Genomic DNA, 14,995 nt, shown 5'->3' on the forward strand with positions numbered 1-14,995 from the left:
ACCAGTACTCCGGCACCCACCAGTACCCCGGCACCCGCCGGTATCCCGGGCCCCACCGGTGCTCCGACACCTGCCGGTGCTCCGGCCCCCGCAGTCGCCACGGCGCAGGTGGCGTCCGCCGGTTCGCCGGCGCGCTCCCCGGCCCCGCGCGGCAGCGTGAGTACTCCTGAACCGCCTTTCCCCTTCCGGCAGTTCATCGTGAAGATGCACGGCCGCTGCAACCTCGCCTGCCGCTACTGCTACCTCTACGAAGGCCCCGACCGCGGCTGGCGCACCCGCCCCGCCGCAGCCTCGGCCGCCGTGCTGGAGCGGACCGCGGGGCGCATCGGCGAACACGCGCGCACCCACCGGGCCACGGCCGTCTCCCTGGTGCTGCACGGCGGCGAGCCGCTGCTCGCGGGCGCGGACACGCTCGCACGCTTCACCGGTCTCGTACGGGCCCGTGTTCCCGACGCCTGTGCCGTCCACGCCACCGTCCAGACGAACGCCACCCTGCTCGACGAGCGGCGGCTCACCGTCCTCGCCCGGCACGGCATCCGTGTCGGGATCAGCCTGGACGGCGGCCTGCCCGCCCACAACGCGCTGCGCACCGACCGTGCCGGGCGCCCGTCCTGGCCCGCCGCCGCGCGCGGCGCCCGCCTGATCGCCGACCGCCACCCCGAGGCGTACGCCGGCATCCTCACCGTCGTGGACCCCACGACCGACCCCGTCGAGGTCTACGAGTCCCTGCTCGCGCTGCGGCCACCGGCTCTGGACCTGCTGCTGCCGCACGGCAACTGGTCCGCCCCGCCACCGGGCCGGGACGGCACCGCAACCCCGTACGGGGACTGGCTGTGCGCCGTCTTCGACCGCTGGTGGGGAGCCGGACGCCGGGAGACACGGGTACGTCTCTTCGAGGAGTGCGTCGCGCTGCTGCTCGGGCTGCCCGCCGCCACCGAGTCGCTGGGCCTGACCCCCTTCGACGCCGTGGTGGTGGAGACCGACGGGTCCATCGAACAGGTCGACTCACTGAAATCCTGCTACGAAGGTGCGGCCGAGACCGGCCTCGACGTCTTCCGGCACAGCTTCGACGACGCCCTGCGTCACCCCGGTGTGGTGGCCCGGCAGGCCGGCTCCGCCGGGCTCGCCGCGAGCTGCCGCGCCTGCCCGCTGCTCTCCGTCTGCGGCGGCGGACACTACGCGCATCGATACCGGGCCGGCCACGGCTTCGCCAACCCCTCCGTCTACTGCGCCGACCTCCAGCGCTTCATCCGCCATGTGGCGGTGAGGCTCGCCGGGGCGGCGCCCGTCCCCGCCTCTCGCGAAGGAGGCACCCCGTGATCCTGCCGGCGGTCCCGGAGCGGGCCCTGACCGAACTCGGCCGCACCGAAGGCGGCCCCGAGACCCTGGGGCTCCTCGTCCGCGACCAGCACACGCGACGGCTGCTGTTGCTGCGGGCGGTGCTCGACGCGGCGGAGGCGGCCGACCCGGCGGTCTGCTCCGCCGCGGCACGGGCCCGGCTGCGGGACGACTGGGCGCTGCTGGAGGAGGCCGACCGGGTGGAACGGCCGGGCCGGGTGCACCGGGGCCCGGTGTCCTCCGTACGGACGGAGGGCGGGTACGCCGGGTTGCCGGGCGATCCCGGTACGCGGGGCGGCGACCTGGGGCCGCATGGCGAGCGCTGGACGCGGGGCCGCCTCGGGACGTACGCAGACCCTGGGCCGCCCCCGGACCCCGCACCGCACGCAGAACCCGTGACACAGGCGGACCTCGCCGTGCACACGGACCCCGTGGTGCGGGGCGCCGCCGAGGCCGTCTCCGCCCTCGCCGCCCCGCCGTTGTCCACCGTCCGAGCCCTCCTGCTGCATCCGTTCGTGGGCCCGTGGGCCCGGCACTGCCTGAGCGGGCTGGGCCCCCTGCCGGGGCCGCGCACGAACCGCGACACGCGTGAACTGGCCTGCGGACTCGTTCACTTCGGGGCCCTGGCCGCCGCCGCGGCCACGCGGGCCGGCATCGCCTTCGCGGTACGCCTGACCGCATTCGACGGCGTGCTCACCCTGCCCTCGCTCGGCGCGCTGCGCACGCACACCGCGGGGGACACCTCGGTGGACGTGGTGCACCGCCGCGGGCGCCTGACGTTCCGCAGGGCCGGCGCGGCGGACGTGGTCGTGCACGTCCAGACCGGTGTCGGAGCGTGGTCCGACGCCGCCGCCTGGACCCCGGCGCACGCGCTCCCCGGTCTGCTCCCGGGCTCGGCGCCCGTCCCGCTGGACGACCTCGATCCCTATCGCACCGCACGCGGCGGGTCCCGGCCCCACACGCTCAGCGGCCCGGTGACGCTCGACGACGAGGAACGCAAGCACTGGCTGCACGCCTGGTCGGGTACCGCATCCGAACTCGGACTCGGCGGCGCGCAGCGACTCGCGGAGGCCGTGTCCCTGCTGCGCTGTCTGGTCCCGCTGTCCGCGCCGCCCGGCTCGCTGCCCGGCGGTCGCCCCGGCGGCAGTTGCAGCGTCACCCGGCGCGAGGCCTTCGGCGCCGTGCTCAGCAGCACCCCGGCCGGGCCCACCGCACTGGCCGCCACCCTCGTCCACGAGGTCCAGCACACCAAACTCGCCGCGCTCACGGACATGCTGCCGCTCCATCACGCAGGCTCTACGGCACGCTACTTCGCGCCGTGGCGACCCGACCCGCGGCCGTACGACGGGCTGTTGCAGGGCACCTACTCCCATCTCGCGCTGGCCGACTTCTTCCAGCGCCGCGCCCTCGCCGCCGACCGCCCGGCCGACCGGGACGCCGCCTGGGCCCAGCACGCGCGCTACCAGGAGCAGGTCGGAGCCGCCCTGCCGACGCTCGTCGGGTCGGGCGATCTCACCGAGCCGGGACGCAGGTTCGTGAACCAGATGGTCCGGATGTACGAACGACTGGCCGAGCGCCCCGCGCCCCGGGGCCAGGCCGTACGGGCGGCGGCGTACGTCCGGGCGGCGCGCGCCCTGTGGACGCAGCGCCATGCACCCGCCGAATAATCCCGGATGCCAGCCGTTTCAAGATCCTTGCGCGAAGATCGTCGCGTTTGAGGAAACGAACCACGGCAGCAGCTACTGGTGGCAGGCCACTGGTTGTTGCCGGGCTCAGGTTCTAAAATCACGCGGGGAGGCCGCTGCATGTCTGGAGCTCGTACGCCGGTCGGGCCAACCGAGAGGGGGGCCGCGAAGCAGACCGTCACGATCAGCTTCGCCGGGTTCAACCGGGCCTGGGCGGCCTGGATCGGGGACCGCCTGGAGCGGCGCGGCCATCGCGTCGTGTACCAGCGCTGGGACTCCCCGGCCGAAGTCGCGCTCGTGGACCTGCTGCGCGACCTGATGCTGGCCCAGGGCCGCATCCTCGTCATCGTCAGCGAGTGGTACTTCCAGCTGGGCCCTCGCACCCACGAGGAGTGGAACACCGCCCTGCGCGAGGTCGTCGCCCCCGATCCGGCCCGGTTCGCGGCCGTCTCCGTCACCAACAGCACCCTGCCGGCCGCCGCCGCCGTCCTCGGCGCGGTCGAGCTGAACAACATGGGTGCCGATGAGGCCGAGCGGCGCGTCCTGGACCGTCTCGACCTGCCCGCCGACCCGCTCCCGGCCCCCGCCGACGGCGCCCGCCAGGGCCCCCGCTTCCCCGCGGCCATGCCCGAGGTGTGGGGCGGAGTACCGCGCCGCAACACCCGTTTCACCGGCCGTGAACCGCTCCTGAACGACGCCTACCACCTGCTCCAGGGTGCCGAGCCGGGCGCGGGCGTGGTCACCCTGCACGGCATGTCCGGCGTGGGCAAGACACAGCTGGCGGCCGAGTACGTCTACCGATTCGGCTCCGAGTACGACGTCGTGTGGTGGGTCAACGCCGAGAAACGCGTCACCTACCGGCGCCGACTGGCCGAACTGGCACCCCAGTTGGGGCTGAGCACCGGCGCCGAGTACGGCGAGCGGCTGCGCGCCGTGCGGGACTCGCTGCGCCGCGGCGACCCGTACGCGCGCTGGCTGCTCATCCTGGACGGCGCGGACGAACCGGACCAGATCTGGGACCTGGTGCCCAACGGCCCCGGCCATGTCCTGATCACCTCGCGCAACCCCGAGTGGAGCGAGCACAACAGCCGACTGCTGGAGGTGCCGGTCTACGACCGCGACGAGTCGGTCGCCTTCATCCGCCGGCGCGCCCCGCGGCTCTCGGAGGCCGAGGCCGACCAGCTCGCCGAGGCGCTGGAGGACCTGCCCCTCCTGCTCGACCAGACCGCCGGCTGGCTCAACGACTCGGCCCTCTCCGTCGACGAGTACATCGGCCTCCTCGAAGGCGGCATCGACCAGGACGTCGTCAAGATCTCGACCGACTTCCCGGTCGCCTTCCAGACCGCCTGGTCGATACTGCTGAACAAGCTCCGTGACACCGTCCCGGAGTCCGTGGACCTGCTCCGCCTGTGCACCTTCTTCGCGCCCGGATTCATCCCCGTGCGCCTGCTGAAGGAGATGCCGCACGACGAGCTCCCCGAACAGATCGCCGGCCTCCTCAACGACCCGCTCCTGTGGAACAAGGCGATCAACCAGCTCCGCCAGTACTCCGTCGTCCGCCTGGAGTCCCACGAGTCCGCCGGCGACGAGACCTCCTCCTCCGGCGAGTCCCTCTACCTGCACCGCATGGTCCACCAGATCGTCCACAAGGACATGCCCGACGAGGACCGTGTCGAGTTCATCGAGGTGGTGCGGCGGGCCCTGGCCGCGGCCGACCCCCGACGGCCCACCGACACCCGGCTGTGGCCCGGGTACGCGGAGATCGTCCCGCACCTGAAGTACGCGGACGTCCTGCAGAGCAAGGACCCGGCCGTGCAGACGCTGGTCTTCAACTGCCTGCGCTACATGTACATCTCGGGCGAGTACCGCGCGGGCATCAAGCTCGGCGAACGCGCCCTGAAGGCCTGGCGCAGACTGCTCGGCGAGAACCACCCCAGGATCTGGGAGCTGACCCACCACTACGCCAACCTGCTCCGCGCGGTCGGCGACTACCAGCGCACCGAGGCCATCGAGCGCGCCGCCGTCGACCATCTGCGCGAGCAGCGCGGCGAGCAGGACCTCGACCACTCCCGCGCCGTCAGCGGCCTCGCCGCCGACCTGCGCGGCCTCGCCCGGTACGACGAGGCCCTGACGCTCTCCCAGCGGCTCCTGGTGACCTACCGGGACCTCCTCGGCGAACAGGACTCGCGCACCCTCGGCGCTCAGAACAACCTGGCGGTCTCGCTGCGCCTGCTCGGCCGGTACCAGGAGGCCCTCGACACCGACCGGCGGACGCTGGAGGCACGCAGACTGCTGCTGCGCGCCCGCCATCCCTGGACGCTCAACTCGGAGAACTCGTACGCCACCGACCTGCGCCTGCTCGGCCGCTACGCCGAGGCCGCGTCGATCCAGACCAAGAACATGCGGGAGAACCGCATCGTCATGGGCGCCGACCGGCCGCAGAGCCTGGACGCCGAGCACAACCTCGCCCTGTGCCACTACCGCAGCGGCGACCGCGCCACCGCCGGACCCATGCTCAGCCGCGTCCTGGAGCGCTGCGAACGTGTCCTGGGCGAGACCGACCCGCAGACACTGCGTTTCGCGACCACCACCAGCTGCTTCGCCCGCGAGCACGGTGACATCGACCAGGCCCGGGAGCTCGGCGAGTCCGTCGTCGCCCGCTACGAGGTGATGCTCGCCGAGGGGCACCCCTACATCGCCGGGGTGCGTGCCAATCACGCCTTGGTGCTGCGCAGCGTCGGGGAGCGGGACCACGCCCACGTCCTCATCGAACAGTCGCTGGCCGACATGACCGCCGCGGTGGGGGAGGCCCACCCCTGGACGCTGGGCTGCGCCATCAACGCCGCCGCGCTGCGCAACCTCGTGGGCGACCCCGAGGGCGCCGCCGCGCTCAGCCAGACCGCGGTCACCCAGGCCGGCGAGACGCTAGGCCGCACCCACCCGCTGACGCTGTCCGCGCGCATCGCGCTCGCCGCCGACCTGCGCGCGCTCAGGGAGCGTCAGCAGGCCGAGAAGGTCGAGCAGGAGGCCCTCGCCGACCTGGCCGCCACCCTGGGCGACCAGCACGTCCACACCATCTCGGCACGCTCCCGCAACCGGCCCTACTGGGACTTCGAGCCCCAGTCGACCTGAGCGTCACCGCACGCGCGCCGAAGGCCCGTACCCCTGGTGGAAGGGGTGCGGGCCTTTGTGGTGCGCGCTGTCGAATACCAGGTCGACTCCCAGAAGTGTGGGGCAAGCACTTTCAAGTTGTCGCGGACCGGACGCCTTCGGAAGTTCACTGCTGAACGGGAGAAAACCGCAGTGCCGAAGGGAGAAGCTGTGCCGCACGAAGATGAGCGGGCCAAGCGGAATGTGGCGCTGGTCGAGCGGATGTATGAGCTCTTCAACACCGGAGACCTGAGCCTCCTGAAGGAAGAAGTCTTCGCGGCGGACCTCGTATGGACGCTGCCCGGACGCAATCCGGTCGGTGGGGTCAAGAACGGACCGGACGAGGTCATCGCCTTCTTCGGCGGTCTCGTCAATTCGGGAATCAAGGTCGACATCGTTCAGATCGACGCCTGGGGCGACGACACCGTGGTCGAGGTGCACCGCGGATACGGCGAATCCCGGGGCGCCGAGCTGGACGCGCTGAACTGCACGCACTACCGCATTCGCGACGGGCGCATCGCGGAAGTCCAGGTCTACATGAGCGACCAGTACGCGGCCGACAACTTCTTCTGGGCCGCTTACGACTTGGCCCCCATTCCGGACAGGTGGGCCAAGTAGCAGGCCCGCACCCTTAGGTCGGAACCCAGACAGGAGACACACATGCCCATCATCGAGCTCACCCTGGTCGAGGGATTCGCCGACGACGACCAGAAGTCGGACGTCATCACCCGGCTCGCGAACGTGGTCGTCGACGTCTTCGGCGAGATCACCAAGCCGAACATCTTCTCCCTCATCCGGGAAGTGAAGCCCGGCTCCTGGTCCATCGGCGGTGTCGTCGCGGACGCGGAGATGGTGGCCGGCGGCAAGGCCATCTCCAACGAGCAGATCGCCCACCGTCTCGACGAGGCGCGCGTGGTCGCCGCCTACGCGGCGCTGGCGAGCGGCGACCGTGCCGAGATCGACAAGTACTGGGATGCCGACATGACGTGGCTGGTTCCCGGTGAGGCGCCGGTCTCGGGCCTCAAGCAGGGTCTCGACAACTTCCTCTCCTTCATGGGCGAGGTGGGCGCGCTCGCCGACAACTCCTTCGTGATGGAGCGTTCGGCCACTCTCGTGCTCGGCGACACCAGCGTCGACCTGACGCACAACACCGCCACGCGCGCCGGTGACACGTCCCGCAAGCTCGACATCGACGTGGTGCACGTCATGCGCTGGCGTGACGGCAAGATCGTCGAGGGCCGCGGCGCGATCTTCGGCAGCGGCACCACCGAGTACAACGAGTTCTTCGCCTGAGCTGCCCGGCCGCGGCCCGCGACGCGGGCGGCGGCCGGACGACGGTGGGCCGGGAGGCAGGTGTCTCCCGGCCCACCGTCGCGTCGTGTGCCGATTCCGCGTGCGGTAACGAGTGTTCAGCGGGCGCGCGGGACGACCCGGTGCCCCACCGAGCCGTAGACCCACTGGGCCGTCTGCTCGATGAAGTCGAGCGGGAACCCGCGGCTGAACTCGGTCGGCGCCTCCAGCCGGGTCAGCTGCTCCGCGGAGAGCGACAGGCCGGCGGCGCCCAGGTTGTCGGTGAGCTGGTCGAGCGTACGGACGCCCACGATCGGGTGCACCGACCTGTACCGCGCCCGCGTCCAGGCGATCGCCACCTGGGAGGGCGTGGCGTCCAGTTCGTCCGCGACCTCGGCCACGGCCTCCGCGACGGCACGGTCGCGCGGACTCATGTCCTGGGCCGACATGCGGGTCGGTCCGGTCGGCCTGCGGTCGGGCCGGGTGTACTTGCCGGAGAGGGCGCCGCTGGCCAGCGGGCCCCAGCCCGCGACGGACAGCCCGGTCGCCTCCGCCATCGGCAGCACCTCGCGCTCGACGTCCCGGTTGAGCAGGTTGTACGGCACCTGGACCGCCGAGAACGGGGTCCAGCCGTGCTGTTCCGCCAGTGTGTTGGCCCGCGCCACCACCCAGGCGGGGGTGTCGGAGATGCCCAGGTAGAGGACCTTCCCCGAGCGCACCACGTCGTCGAGGGCGCGCATCGTCTCCTCGATCGGCGTGTTCGGGTCCCAGATGTGCACCCAGTAGAGGTCGATGTAGTCCGTCCGCAGCCGGCGGAGACTGGTTTCGAGGGACAGCCTCAGGTTCTTCCGGTGATTACCGGAGGCGTTGGGGTCCGAGGCGTCGCGGTAGAGCGTGTACTTGGTGGACAGAACGAATCGGTCCCGGTCCTTCTTCAGTAATTCCCCGAGAATTTCCTCGCTTTCCCCTTCGCCATAGTTCACCGCGGTGTCGATGACATTTCCGCCGGCCTGCGCATAGGCTTCGACGATACGTTCGTATTCCTTGTGCGCATTACCGTCGCGGTCCCGTCCGTGGAACGTCATGGCGCCGAGGAACAGTTCAGACACCCGTAGCCCCGTCTGCCCCAGCAGTTGATAGAGCATGTCTGTCCTCCTGTGTAGAACTCGGCCGCATGCTAGACGCCTGAGCTGCCGTGACACGCGTAGCACCGTGCGAGGCGACCGCACTGCGTCAGGTCGCGGCGCCCGGCGGTGCCCGCGCGGCAGACCATCGGGGGCGGTGCGCCGCGGCCCGCGGAGGGCGTCATCACGAAGCACCGGCGGCGACTTGACGCAGTTCCCGCACGGCGGCCACGGCCGCGGACAGGCCCGCATTTCCGGTGCTAGCAATAAGAGCGGGCGATATCGCCTTCGTATGCCGGACAACCGGAAGGATGCATCGCATGCGCATCGGCGTATTGGGCACCGGAATGGTCGGAAAGGCCATAGCTTCTCGCCTTGTGGAAGTCGGACATGAAGTGCGTCTGGGGTCGCGGACCTCGGACAACGAGAATCTGCTGAAGTGGGTCGAGGAGAACGGCGAGTCGGCCAGTGGCGGTACGTTCGCCGACGCCGCCGCCTTCGGCTCCGTCGTCGTGAACGCCACCCGGGGCATCATCTCGCTCGACGTGCTGGAGGCGGCGGGCGAGGACAACCTCGCCGGCAAGACCATCATGGATGTGGCGAACCCGCTGGTCATCACCAGCGAGGTGGAGCCGCCCTCGCTCGGCATTCTCAACGACGACAGCCTCGGCGAGCGCATCCAGCGCCGTTTCCCGACAGCGCGGGTGGTGAAGACGCTCAACACCATGAACTGCGACATCATGGTGAATCCGAAGGTGCTGTCCGGACACCACAACGTCTTCGTGAGCGGCAACGACAAGGCCGCCAAGGACGAAGTCGCCTCCCTGCTGGGCCAGTTCGGCTGGGGCGAGGACACCATTTTCGACCTGGGTGACATCACGACGGCCCGGGGTCCCGAGATGTTCGTCGCTCTCTATTCCCGGATGTTCCTGAAGATCCGGCACCTGCACTTCAACATCTCGGTCGTCTGGGACCCGAACGTGGAGCCGTTGCTGCCCGAAGGGGTGTGACGGAAGGCGGCTCGGTCCCCACGGGGCAGAGTTCAGAATTCGAGGAGCGTATGACAGCCGTGAAATCGGTAATCGACCGGCGCTGGGGTGTCTTCACCCTGCTGGCCATAGCGCAGTTCGTGGTAATCCTGGACATCAGCGTCGTCAACATCGCACTGCCGTCGATGCAAGCCCCGCTGGGGTTCACCCAGGACGGTCTGCAGTGGGTTGTCGACGCCTACATGCTGACATTCGGCGGCTTCCTGCTCCTGGGCGGGCGTGCGGCCGACCTGTTCGGCCGCAAGCGGGTCTTCCTGCTCGGCCTGACCCTGTTCGGCCTCGCCTCCTTCGCCTGCGGTTTCGCCGACACCAGCGGACAGCTGGTGGCGGCGCGTGCGGCACAGGGTCTGGGCGGCGCGCTGATGTCGCCCGCGGCCCTCTCACTGGTCGTCGTGACCTTCCCGGAGGAGCGTGAGCGCAACCGGGCGATGGCCCTGTGGGGCGCCGTCGCCGCCGCCGGTGGCGCGGCCGGCGTGGTGCTCGGCGGTGTGCTGACCGACGCCTTCGGCTGGGAGTGGGTCTTCTGGATCAACGTGCCGCTGACGCTGGGCGGCGCGCTGGTCGGCGTACGCCTGCTCACCGAGGCCGAACGCAGCGGCAACGCCCGTCACTTCGACCTGCTCGGCGCGATCAGCGTGACGGCCGGTCTGTCCGCGCTGATCTACGGGTTCGTGCGGATCGGTGAGCACGGCTGGGACGGGCGCGCGGGCGTGGCACTGGCCGCCGCGGTGGTCCTGCTCGCCGTCTTCGTGGTCACCGAACTCAACGTGCCCGAGCCCGTCGTCGACTTCAGCATCTTCCAGGTACGTGGGCTCAGCGCCGCGAACGTCATCATGCTGATGTTCTCGGCCGGCGCGGTGGCCATGACCTTCTTCGTCACCATCTACGTCCAACGCGTGCTGGACTACGGTCCGATCGCGGCCGGGCTGTGCTTCCTGCCGATCGCGGTGGGCCAGGTGATCACCTCCCAGGTGGTCGTCGGCCGGCTCATGGGCAAGCTGCACATCTTCACCATCCTCGTCATCGGGCTCGGCCTGACCGCCGTGTCCTTCCTGTGGTTCGCCCAGCTGTCGACGGACGGCTCCTTCCTCCGGAGCATCCTCGGCCCCGGGCTGCTGCTCGCGGTCGGTAGCGGGTTCGCCTTCACGGCGCTCGTGGTGTCCTCCGTGTCGGGTGTCGACCCGGAGCGCTCCGGCATCGCCGGCGGCATGATCAACATGTCGCAGCAGATCGGTGGTGCCCTGGGGCTCGCCATCCTCGCCTCCGTGGCGAACTGGCGGAGCGACCGGATCGCGGACGGGCCCGTGGACGACTCCGCCCTCACCGCCGGGTTCCGGCTCGGCTTCCTCGTGGCCGCCGCGATGATCATCGTGGGTGCGCTGATCGGCTGGCTGGCGACGCGTACGCGGCCGGACGCGCAGAGTGCGCCCGCCGCGCGGGTCATCGAGACCGCGGTCGACGAGCAGCACGCCTCGGGGGCCGCCTCCTAGCGAGTCGCGGGCCCACGACGCACCGGACGTGGCCGCCCCCTGCCCCCGCCGTCATCTCCTCCCCCGACGGCGGGGGCCTTCGCATGCGCTGCCGGGGGCTCCGCCCCCGGACCCCCGTATCGGCCTGGACGGCCTCGTCCTCAAACGCCGGACGGGCTGAAATCAGCCCCTCCGGCGTTTGAGGAGCGGGGTCCGGGGCGGAGCCCCGGGTACGGGACGGGTAGGGGCGGCGGGGGCGAGTCCAAGGCCTGCGTGGGCTGCGGCCGGCGCACATGTGTGCACCGGGCGGCGTGTTTCCGGTGCCGCCCGGTGCGGGGTCCTGCGGAGGCGTGACCGTCAGGCGTTCGCGCCCAGCGCGCTCACCACGTACTCCAGGGCGCCCATGGCCTTGGCGGTGCCGAGGCCGTCCATGTAGTCGCGGGCGTGGACGATCCGGCCGTCCCGGACCCGCAGGACCAGGATGCTGGGGACGAGGAAGGACTCGCCCGTCGTCGAGATCGTCCCCTCGAAGAAGCGCTCCGCGATGACGAGTTCGCGGTCCTTGCCCTCGTGGACGGCGACCTCGACGACCTTCTCCGTCCGCGCCGGGCTCTGCTCCCAGGCGGCCCGGTAGCCGGCCCGGACCTCTTCGCGGCCGTGGTAGTCGGTGACCCCGGGGAACAGGAACGGGAACTCGTGGACGGCGTCGACCGCGTACAGCTCGGCGACGGCGTCCGCGTCCGCCGCGACGATCGCTCGGTGGTAGGCCTCCAGGACCTCGCGGGGGCTCAGGTCCGTGCTCGGGGTGTCGGGCATGGCTGGGGATCCTTTCGGTCGGCGCACGGTTCGGGTGGCGCACGGACGCTCCTCGTCCGTCGGCGCGCAGCCGGTTCTCATCCTTGGCCCCGGGGACCGGCGCGACCGGGCTCCCGCGCGACAGCGGGCGTACATCGCCAAGTCGGGGCGGAGACAGGCTGATCTCGGCTCGGGGCCGCCCGCGGACCGCACGGCACACGCCGCCGGGTCCCGGCCGCGACCCGCGCGGAAAGCCGCTCGGGCCCGCACCGGAACACACCCCGACCTGCGAAGGAACCGGCCGACGGCGTTCCGGGCACCGGTCCGCCGGCCTCCGGGACCGCGCCCCGGCCCGGCGGGCACCGGAGGAATGCCCGATGTGCGGAAGTGTTTCCGGCCACTTGCCGATATGGGCCCATCACATCAGCCACTCGTGGTCGGCCCGAACCCGCGGAACGTAGACATGAGTTCGACGGTTCGCGGACCGAACCGAACGAGAGGACATCCCCATGAGCAAGCGCATCCTCGTCGTCCTGTCCGAATACGGGTACTGGGGCGAAGAGTTGATCGGCCCTCTGGAGACCTTCGACAAGGCCGGGTACCACGTCAGTTTCGCCACGCCGACCGGAAAGCGCCCCGTGGCGCTGCCGCCGAGCATGGACCCCGACTACATCGACCCGCCCCTCGGCCGCTCGGTCACGACGCCCGAGATGGCGGCGAAGGTGCGGGCCATCGACAGCTCCTCCCGCCTCGACGACCCGCTCGACCTGTCGTCCTGGCTGCCCGACCGCCCCTACCGCAGCAAGCCGTACTTCCTGCGGGACTGGGAGGCGTACAACACCCGCCTGGAGCAGATCCGCGAGCAGATCGCGGGCCGCTACGACGCGCTGCTCGTCGTCGGCGGCAGCGGCCCGATCGTCGACCTCGCCAACAACTGGCGGGTCCACGACCTGATCCTCGCCTTCCACGCCCTCGACCTGCCGATCGCCGCCGAGTGCTACGGAGTGGCCGCGCTGGCCTTCGCCCGCGACCAGGAGGACCGCCGCTCCATCATCCGCGGCAAGCACGTCACCGGGCACTGCATCGAGTACGACTACAAGGACGGCACCGGCTTCATGGGCACCGACTTCGTGATCGGCCCGCCGCCGTATCCGCTGGAGTACATCCTGCGCGACGCGACCGGCCCCGACGGCGCCTTCCACGGCAACTTCGGCAGGACGACCTCCGTCATCGTCGACTACCCGTTCATCACCGGCCGTTCGACGCCCGACTCGTACCTGACCGGCGAGAAGGTCGTCGAGGTGCTGGAGAACGGCCTGCGCCAGTGGGGTTTCAGGGCCGCCGGCTGACGGACCGGGCACGGCCGGGGGTCCGGGGGACCCCCGGAAGGCACAGTCGATCGAGAGGTGGACGCATCATGGTCAGCAGGCCCGCGCGGGTCGCGATCCTGGAACAGCTGCGGGCCGACGGGGTCCGGTACATGTTCGGAAACCCCGGCACGGTCGAGCAGGGTTTCCTCGACGAGTTGCGCAACTTCCCAGAGCTCGAATACGTCCTCGCGCTGCAGGAGGCCACCGCCGTCGGCATGGCGGACGGCCACGCACGGGCCACCCGCACGCCCACCGTCTGCCAGCTGCACACCGGCGTCGGCCTCGGCAACGGCATCGGCATGCTCTACCAGGCGATGCGCGGGCACGCCCCGCTGGTGGTGCTCGTCGGAGAGGCGGGCCTGCGCTACGAGGCCATGGAGGCGCAGATGGCCGCCGACCTGGTCGGCATGGCGGAGCCGGTCACCAAGTGGGCCACCCGGGTCGTCGACCCCGAGTCCACGCTGCGCGTCCTGCGCCGCGCCTTCAAGGTGGCCGCCACGCCTCCGTACGGGCCCGTCCTCGTGGTGCTGCCCGCCGACGTGATGGATCGCGACACCTCCGAGGCGGCCGTACCGACGTCGTACCCGGTCACGGACAGCGTCCCCGACGCGGAGACGCTCGACCGGGCCGCGGGGCTGCTCGCCGGCGCGGAGCGGCCGATCGTCATCGCCGGCGACGGCGTCCACTTCGCCGGGGCCGAGAAGGAACTCGGCGACCTCGCCGAGACATGGGGCGCCGACGTGTGGGGCGCGGACTGGGCCGAGGTCAACCTCCCGGCCGAACACCCTGCCTACGCGGGCCAGTTGGGCCACATGTTCGGCGAGTCCAGCAGGCGCGTGACCGCCGCCGCCGATGCCGTGCTCGTCGTCGGCACGTACACGCTGCCCGAGGTCTACCCGCTGCTCGACGGGGTCTTCGCCGACGGCGCCCCGGTCGTCCACATCGACCTGGACACGGACGCGATCGCGAAGAACTTCCCCGTCGACCTCGGCCTGGTGGCCGACCCGCGGCGGACCCTCGCGGGACTCACCCGGGCGCTCGGCACCCGCATGGACGACGCGAGCCGCACGCGCGCGGGGGAGTGGCTGCGCCGCAGGACCGCCGAGCGGGAGCGGCAGATCGCGGACGCCCGCCGCCCCGACGACGGCGAACTGGCCCCCACCGCCCTGCCGACCACGGCGTTCCTGCGGGAACTCGCCCGCCGGCTCCCCGACGACGCCATGGTGTTCGACGAGGCGCTGACCGCGTCGCCGGACATCTCGCGGCACCTTCCGCCCAATCGCCCCGGCCACTGGTTCCAGACCCGCGGCGGCTCCCTGGGCGTGGGCATCCCCGGCGCGCTCGGCGCCCGGCTCGCGCACCCGGACCGTACGGTCGTGGGCTTCACCGGCGACGGCGGGTCCATGTACACCATCCAGGCGCTGTGGACGGCGGCCCGCCACGGCATCGGCGCCAAGTTCGTCATCTGCAACAACAGCAGCTACAAGCTCCTCGAACTCAACATCGAGGAGTACTGGAGGTCGCAGTCCATCGAGGCGCACGAGCAGCCGGAGATCTTCGACCTCTCGCAGCCCGCGATCGACTTCGTCGGACTCGCCCGCTCGCTCGGCGTGCCCGCCGTGCGCGTCGAGAAGCCCGACCAGGTCGAGGCGGCCGTCGACGAGGCGCTGGGCACCGACGGGCCGTTCCTGATCGACCTGGTCACCGGCAGGGGGAGGGACTAGC

At 71.2% G+C, this 14,995-nt stretch carries 11 protein-coding genes; 9 read left to right on the top strand and 2 right to left on the bottom strand.

The window, feature by feature from the left end; genetic code table 11:
* The first annotated feature begins 204 nt into the window (after window positions 1–204).
* From ACZ4IF_RS34455 to ACZ4IF_RS34475, 5 genes are all read left to right on the top strand, one after another.
* Window positions 205–1,320: an FxsB family cyclophane-forming radical SAM/SPASM peptide maturase gene (locus tag ACZ4IF_RS34455; protein WP_467570146.1), complete on the top strand. Its 1,116-nt coding sequence runs from the start codon at window positions 205–207 to the stop codon at window positions 1,318–1,320.
* On the top strand, window positions 1,317–3,005 hold the full coding sequence (locus ACZ4IF_RS34460) for an aKG-HExxH-type peptide beta-hydroxylase (protein WP_467570035.1): 1,689 nt from the start codon (window positions 1,317–1,319) through the stop codon (window positions 3,003–3,005). The genes ACZ4IF_RS34455 and ACZ4IF_RS34460 overlap by 4 nt, the downstream gene beginning before the upstream one ends.
* Before the next feature lie 138 nt (window positions 3,006–3,143).
* A complete protein-coding gene (fxsT, locus tag ACZ4IF_RS34465) occupies window positions 3,144–6,155 on the top strand; it encodes an FxSxx-COOH system tetratricopeptide repeat protein (protein WP_467570037.1) in 3,012 nt (1,003 codons plus the stop codon).
* A gap of 189 nt (window positions 6,156–6,344) precedes the next feature.
* Window positions 6,345–6,791, top strand: a complete 447-nt coding sequence (locus tag ACZ4IF_RS34470; RefSeq protein ID WP_467570039.1) for a nuclear transport factor 2 family protein — start codon at window positions 6,345–6,347, stop codon at window positions 6,789–6,791.
* Window positions 6,792–6,833: 42 nt separating this feature from the next.
* Entirely contained in the window at window positions 6,834–7,466 is a 633-nt protein-coding gene (locus ACZ4IF_RS34475) for a nuclear transport factor 2 family protein (protein ID WP_051370789.1), read from the top strand.
* 116 nt (window positions 7,467–7,582) lie between these two features.
* Here the strand turns inward: ACZ4IF_RS34475 and ACZ4IF_RS34480 are convergent, their stop codons facing one another.
* Entirely contained in the window at window positions 7,583–8,608 is a 1,026-nt protein-coding gene (locus ACZ4IF_RS34480) for an aldo/keto reductase (RefSeq protein ID WP_467570041.1), read from the bottom strand.
* A gap of 299 nt (window positions 8,609–8,907) precedes the next feature.
* On the opposite strand from ACZ4IF_RS34480, the gene ACZ4IF_RS34485 reads away from it, so the two are divergent.
* Window positions 8,908–9,597, top strand: a complete 690-nt coding sequence (locus ACZ4IF_RS34485) for an NADPH-dependent F420 reductase (RefSeq protein WP_467570043.1) — start codon at window positions 8,908–8,910, stop codon at window positions 9,595–9,597.
* Window positions 9,598–9,656: 59 nt separating this feature from the next.
* A complete protein-coding gene (locus ACZ4IF_RS34490; RefSeq protein WP_467570045.1) occupies window positions 9,657–11,126 on the top strand; it encodes an MFS transporter in 1,470 nt (489 codons plus the stop codon).
* A 336-nt stretch (window positions 11,127–11,462) separates the two neighbouring features.
* Here the strand turns inward: ACZ4IF_RS34490 and ACZ4IF_RS34495 are convergent, their stop codons facing one another.
* Window positions 11,463–11,921, bottom strand: a complete 459-nt coding sequence (locus ACZ4IF_RS34495; protein WP_095936591.1) for a nuclear transport factor 2 family protein — start codon at window positions 11,919–11,921, stop codon at window positions 11,463–11,465.
* A 488-nt stretch (window positions 11,922–12,409) separates the two neighbouring features.
* Here ACZ4IF_RS34495 and ACZ4IF_RS34500 point away from each other — a divergent pair, with 488 nt between their 5' ends.
* Together ACZ4IF_RS34500 and ACZ4IF_RS34505 are read left to right on the top strand one after the other, a co-directional pair.
* Window positions 12,410–13,249 (top strand): type 1 glutamine amidotransferase domain-containing protein, encoded by an 840-nt coding sequence (locus ACZ4IF_RS34500; RefSeq protein WP_028802113.1) that lies wholly within the window; start codon window positions 12,410–12,412, stop codon window positions 13,247–13,249.
* A 68-nt stretch (window positions 13,250–13,317) separates the two neighbouring features.
* Complete coding sequence (locus ACZ4IF_RS34505) at window positions 13,318–14,994, top strand: thiamine pyrophosphate-binding protein (protein WP_467570048.1); 1,677 nt, start codon at window positions 13,318–13,320, stop codon at window positions 14,992–14,994.
* Window position 14,995: the final 1 nt, after the last annotated feature.

The organism is Streptomyces sp. NPDC025784 (assembly GCF_055558435.1).

Excerpts from the sequence above, each read along its gene's own strand:
- ACZ4IF_RS34455 (WP_467570146.1), top strand. The coding sequence starts at position 205 with ATGCACGGCCGCTGCAACCTCGCCTGCCGCTACTGCTACCTCTACGAA.
- fxsT (WP_467570037.1), top strand. The coding sequence starts at position 3,144 with ATGTCTGGAGCTCGTACGCCGGTCGGGCCAACCGAGAGGGGGGCCGCG.
- ACZ4IF_RS34475 (WP_051370789.1), top strand. The coding sequence starts at position 6,834 with ATGCCCATCATCGAGCTCACCCTGGTCGAGGGATTCGCCGACGACGAC.
- ACZ4IF_RS34480 (WP_467570041.1), bottom strand. The coding sequence starts at position 8,608 with ATGCTCTATCAACTGCTGGGGCAGACGGGGCTACGGGTGTCTGAACTG.
- ACZ4IF_RS34485 (WP_467570043.1), top strand. The coding sequence starts at position 8,908 with ATGCGCATCGGCGTATTGGGCACCGGAATGGTCGGAAAGGCCATAGCT.
- ACZ4IF_RS34495 (WP_095936591.1), bottom strand. The coding sequence starts at position 11,921 with ATGCCCGACACCCCGAGCACGGACCTGAGCCCCCGCGAGGTCCTGGAG.
- ACZ4IF_RS34500 (WP_028802113.1), top strand. The coding sequence starts at position 12,410 with ATGAGCAAGCGCATCCTCGTCGTCCTGTCCGAATACGGGTACTGGGGC.
- ACZ4IF_RS34505 (WP_467570048.1), top strand. The coding sequence starts at position 13,318 with ATGGTCAGCAGGCCCGCGCGGGTCGCGATCCTGGAACAGCTGCGGGCC.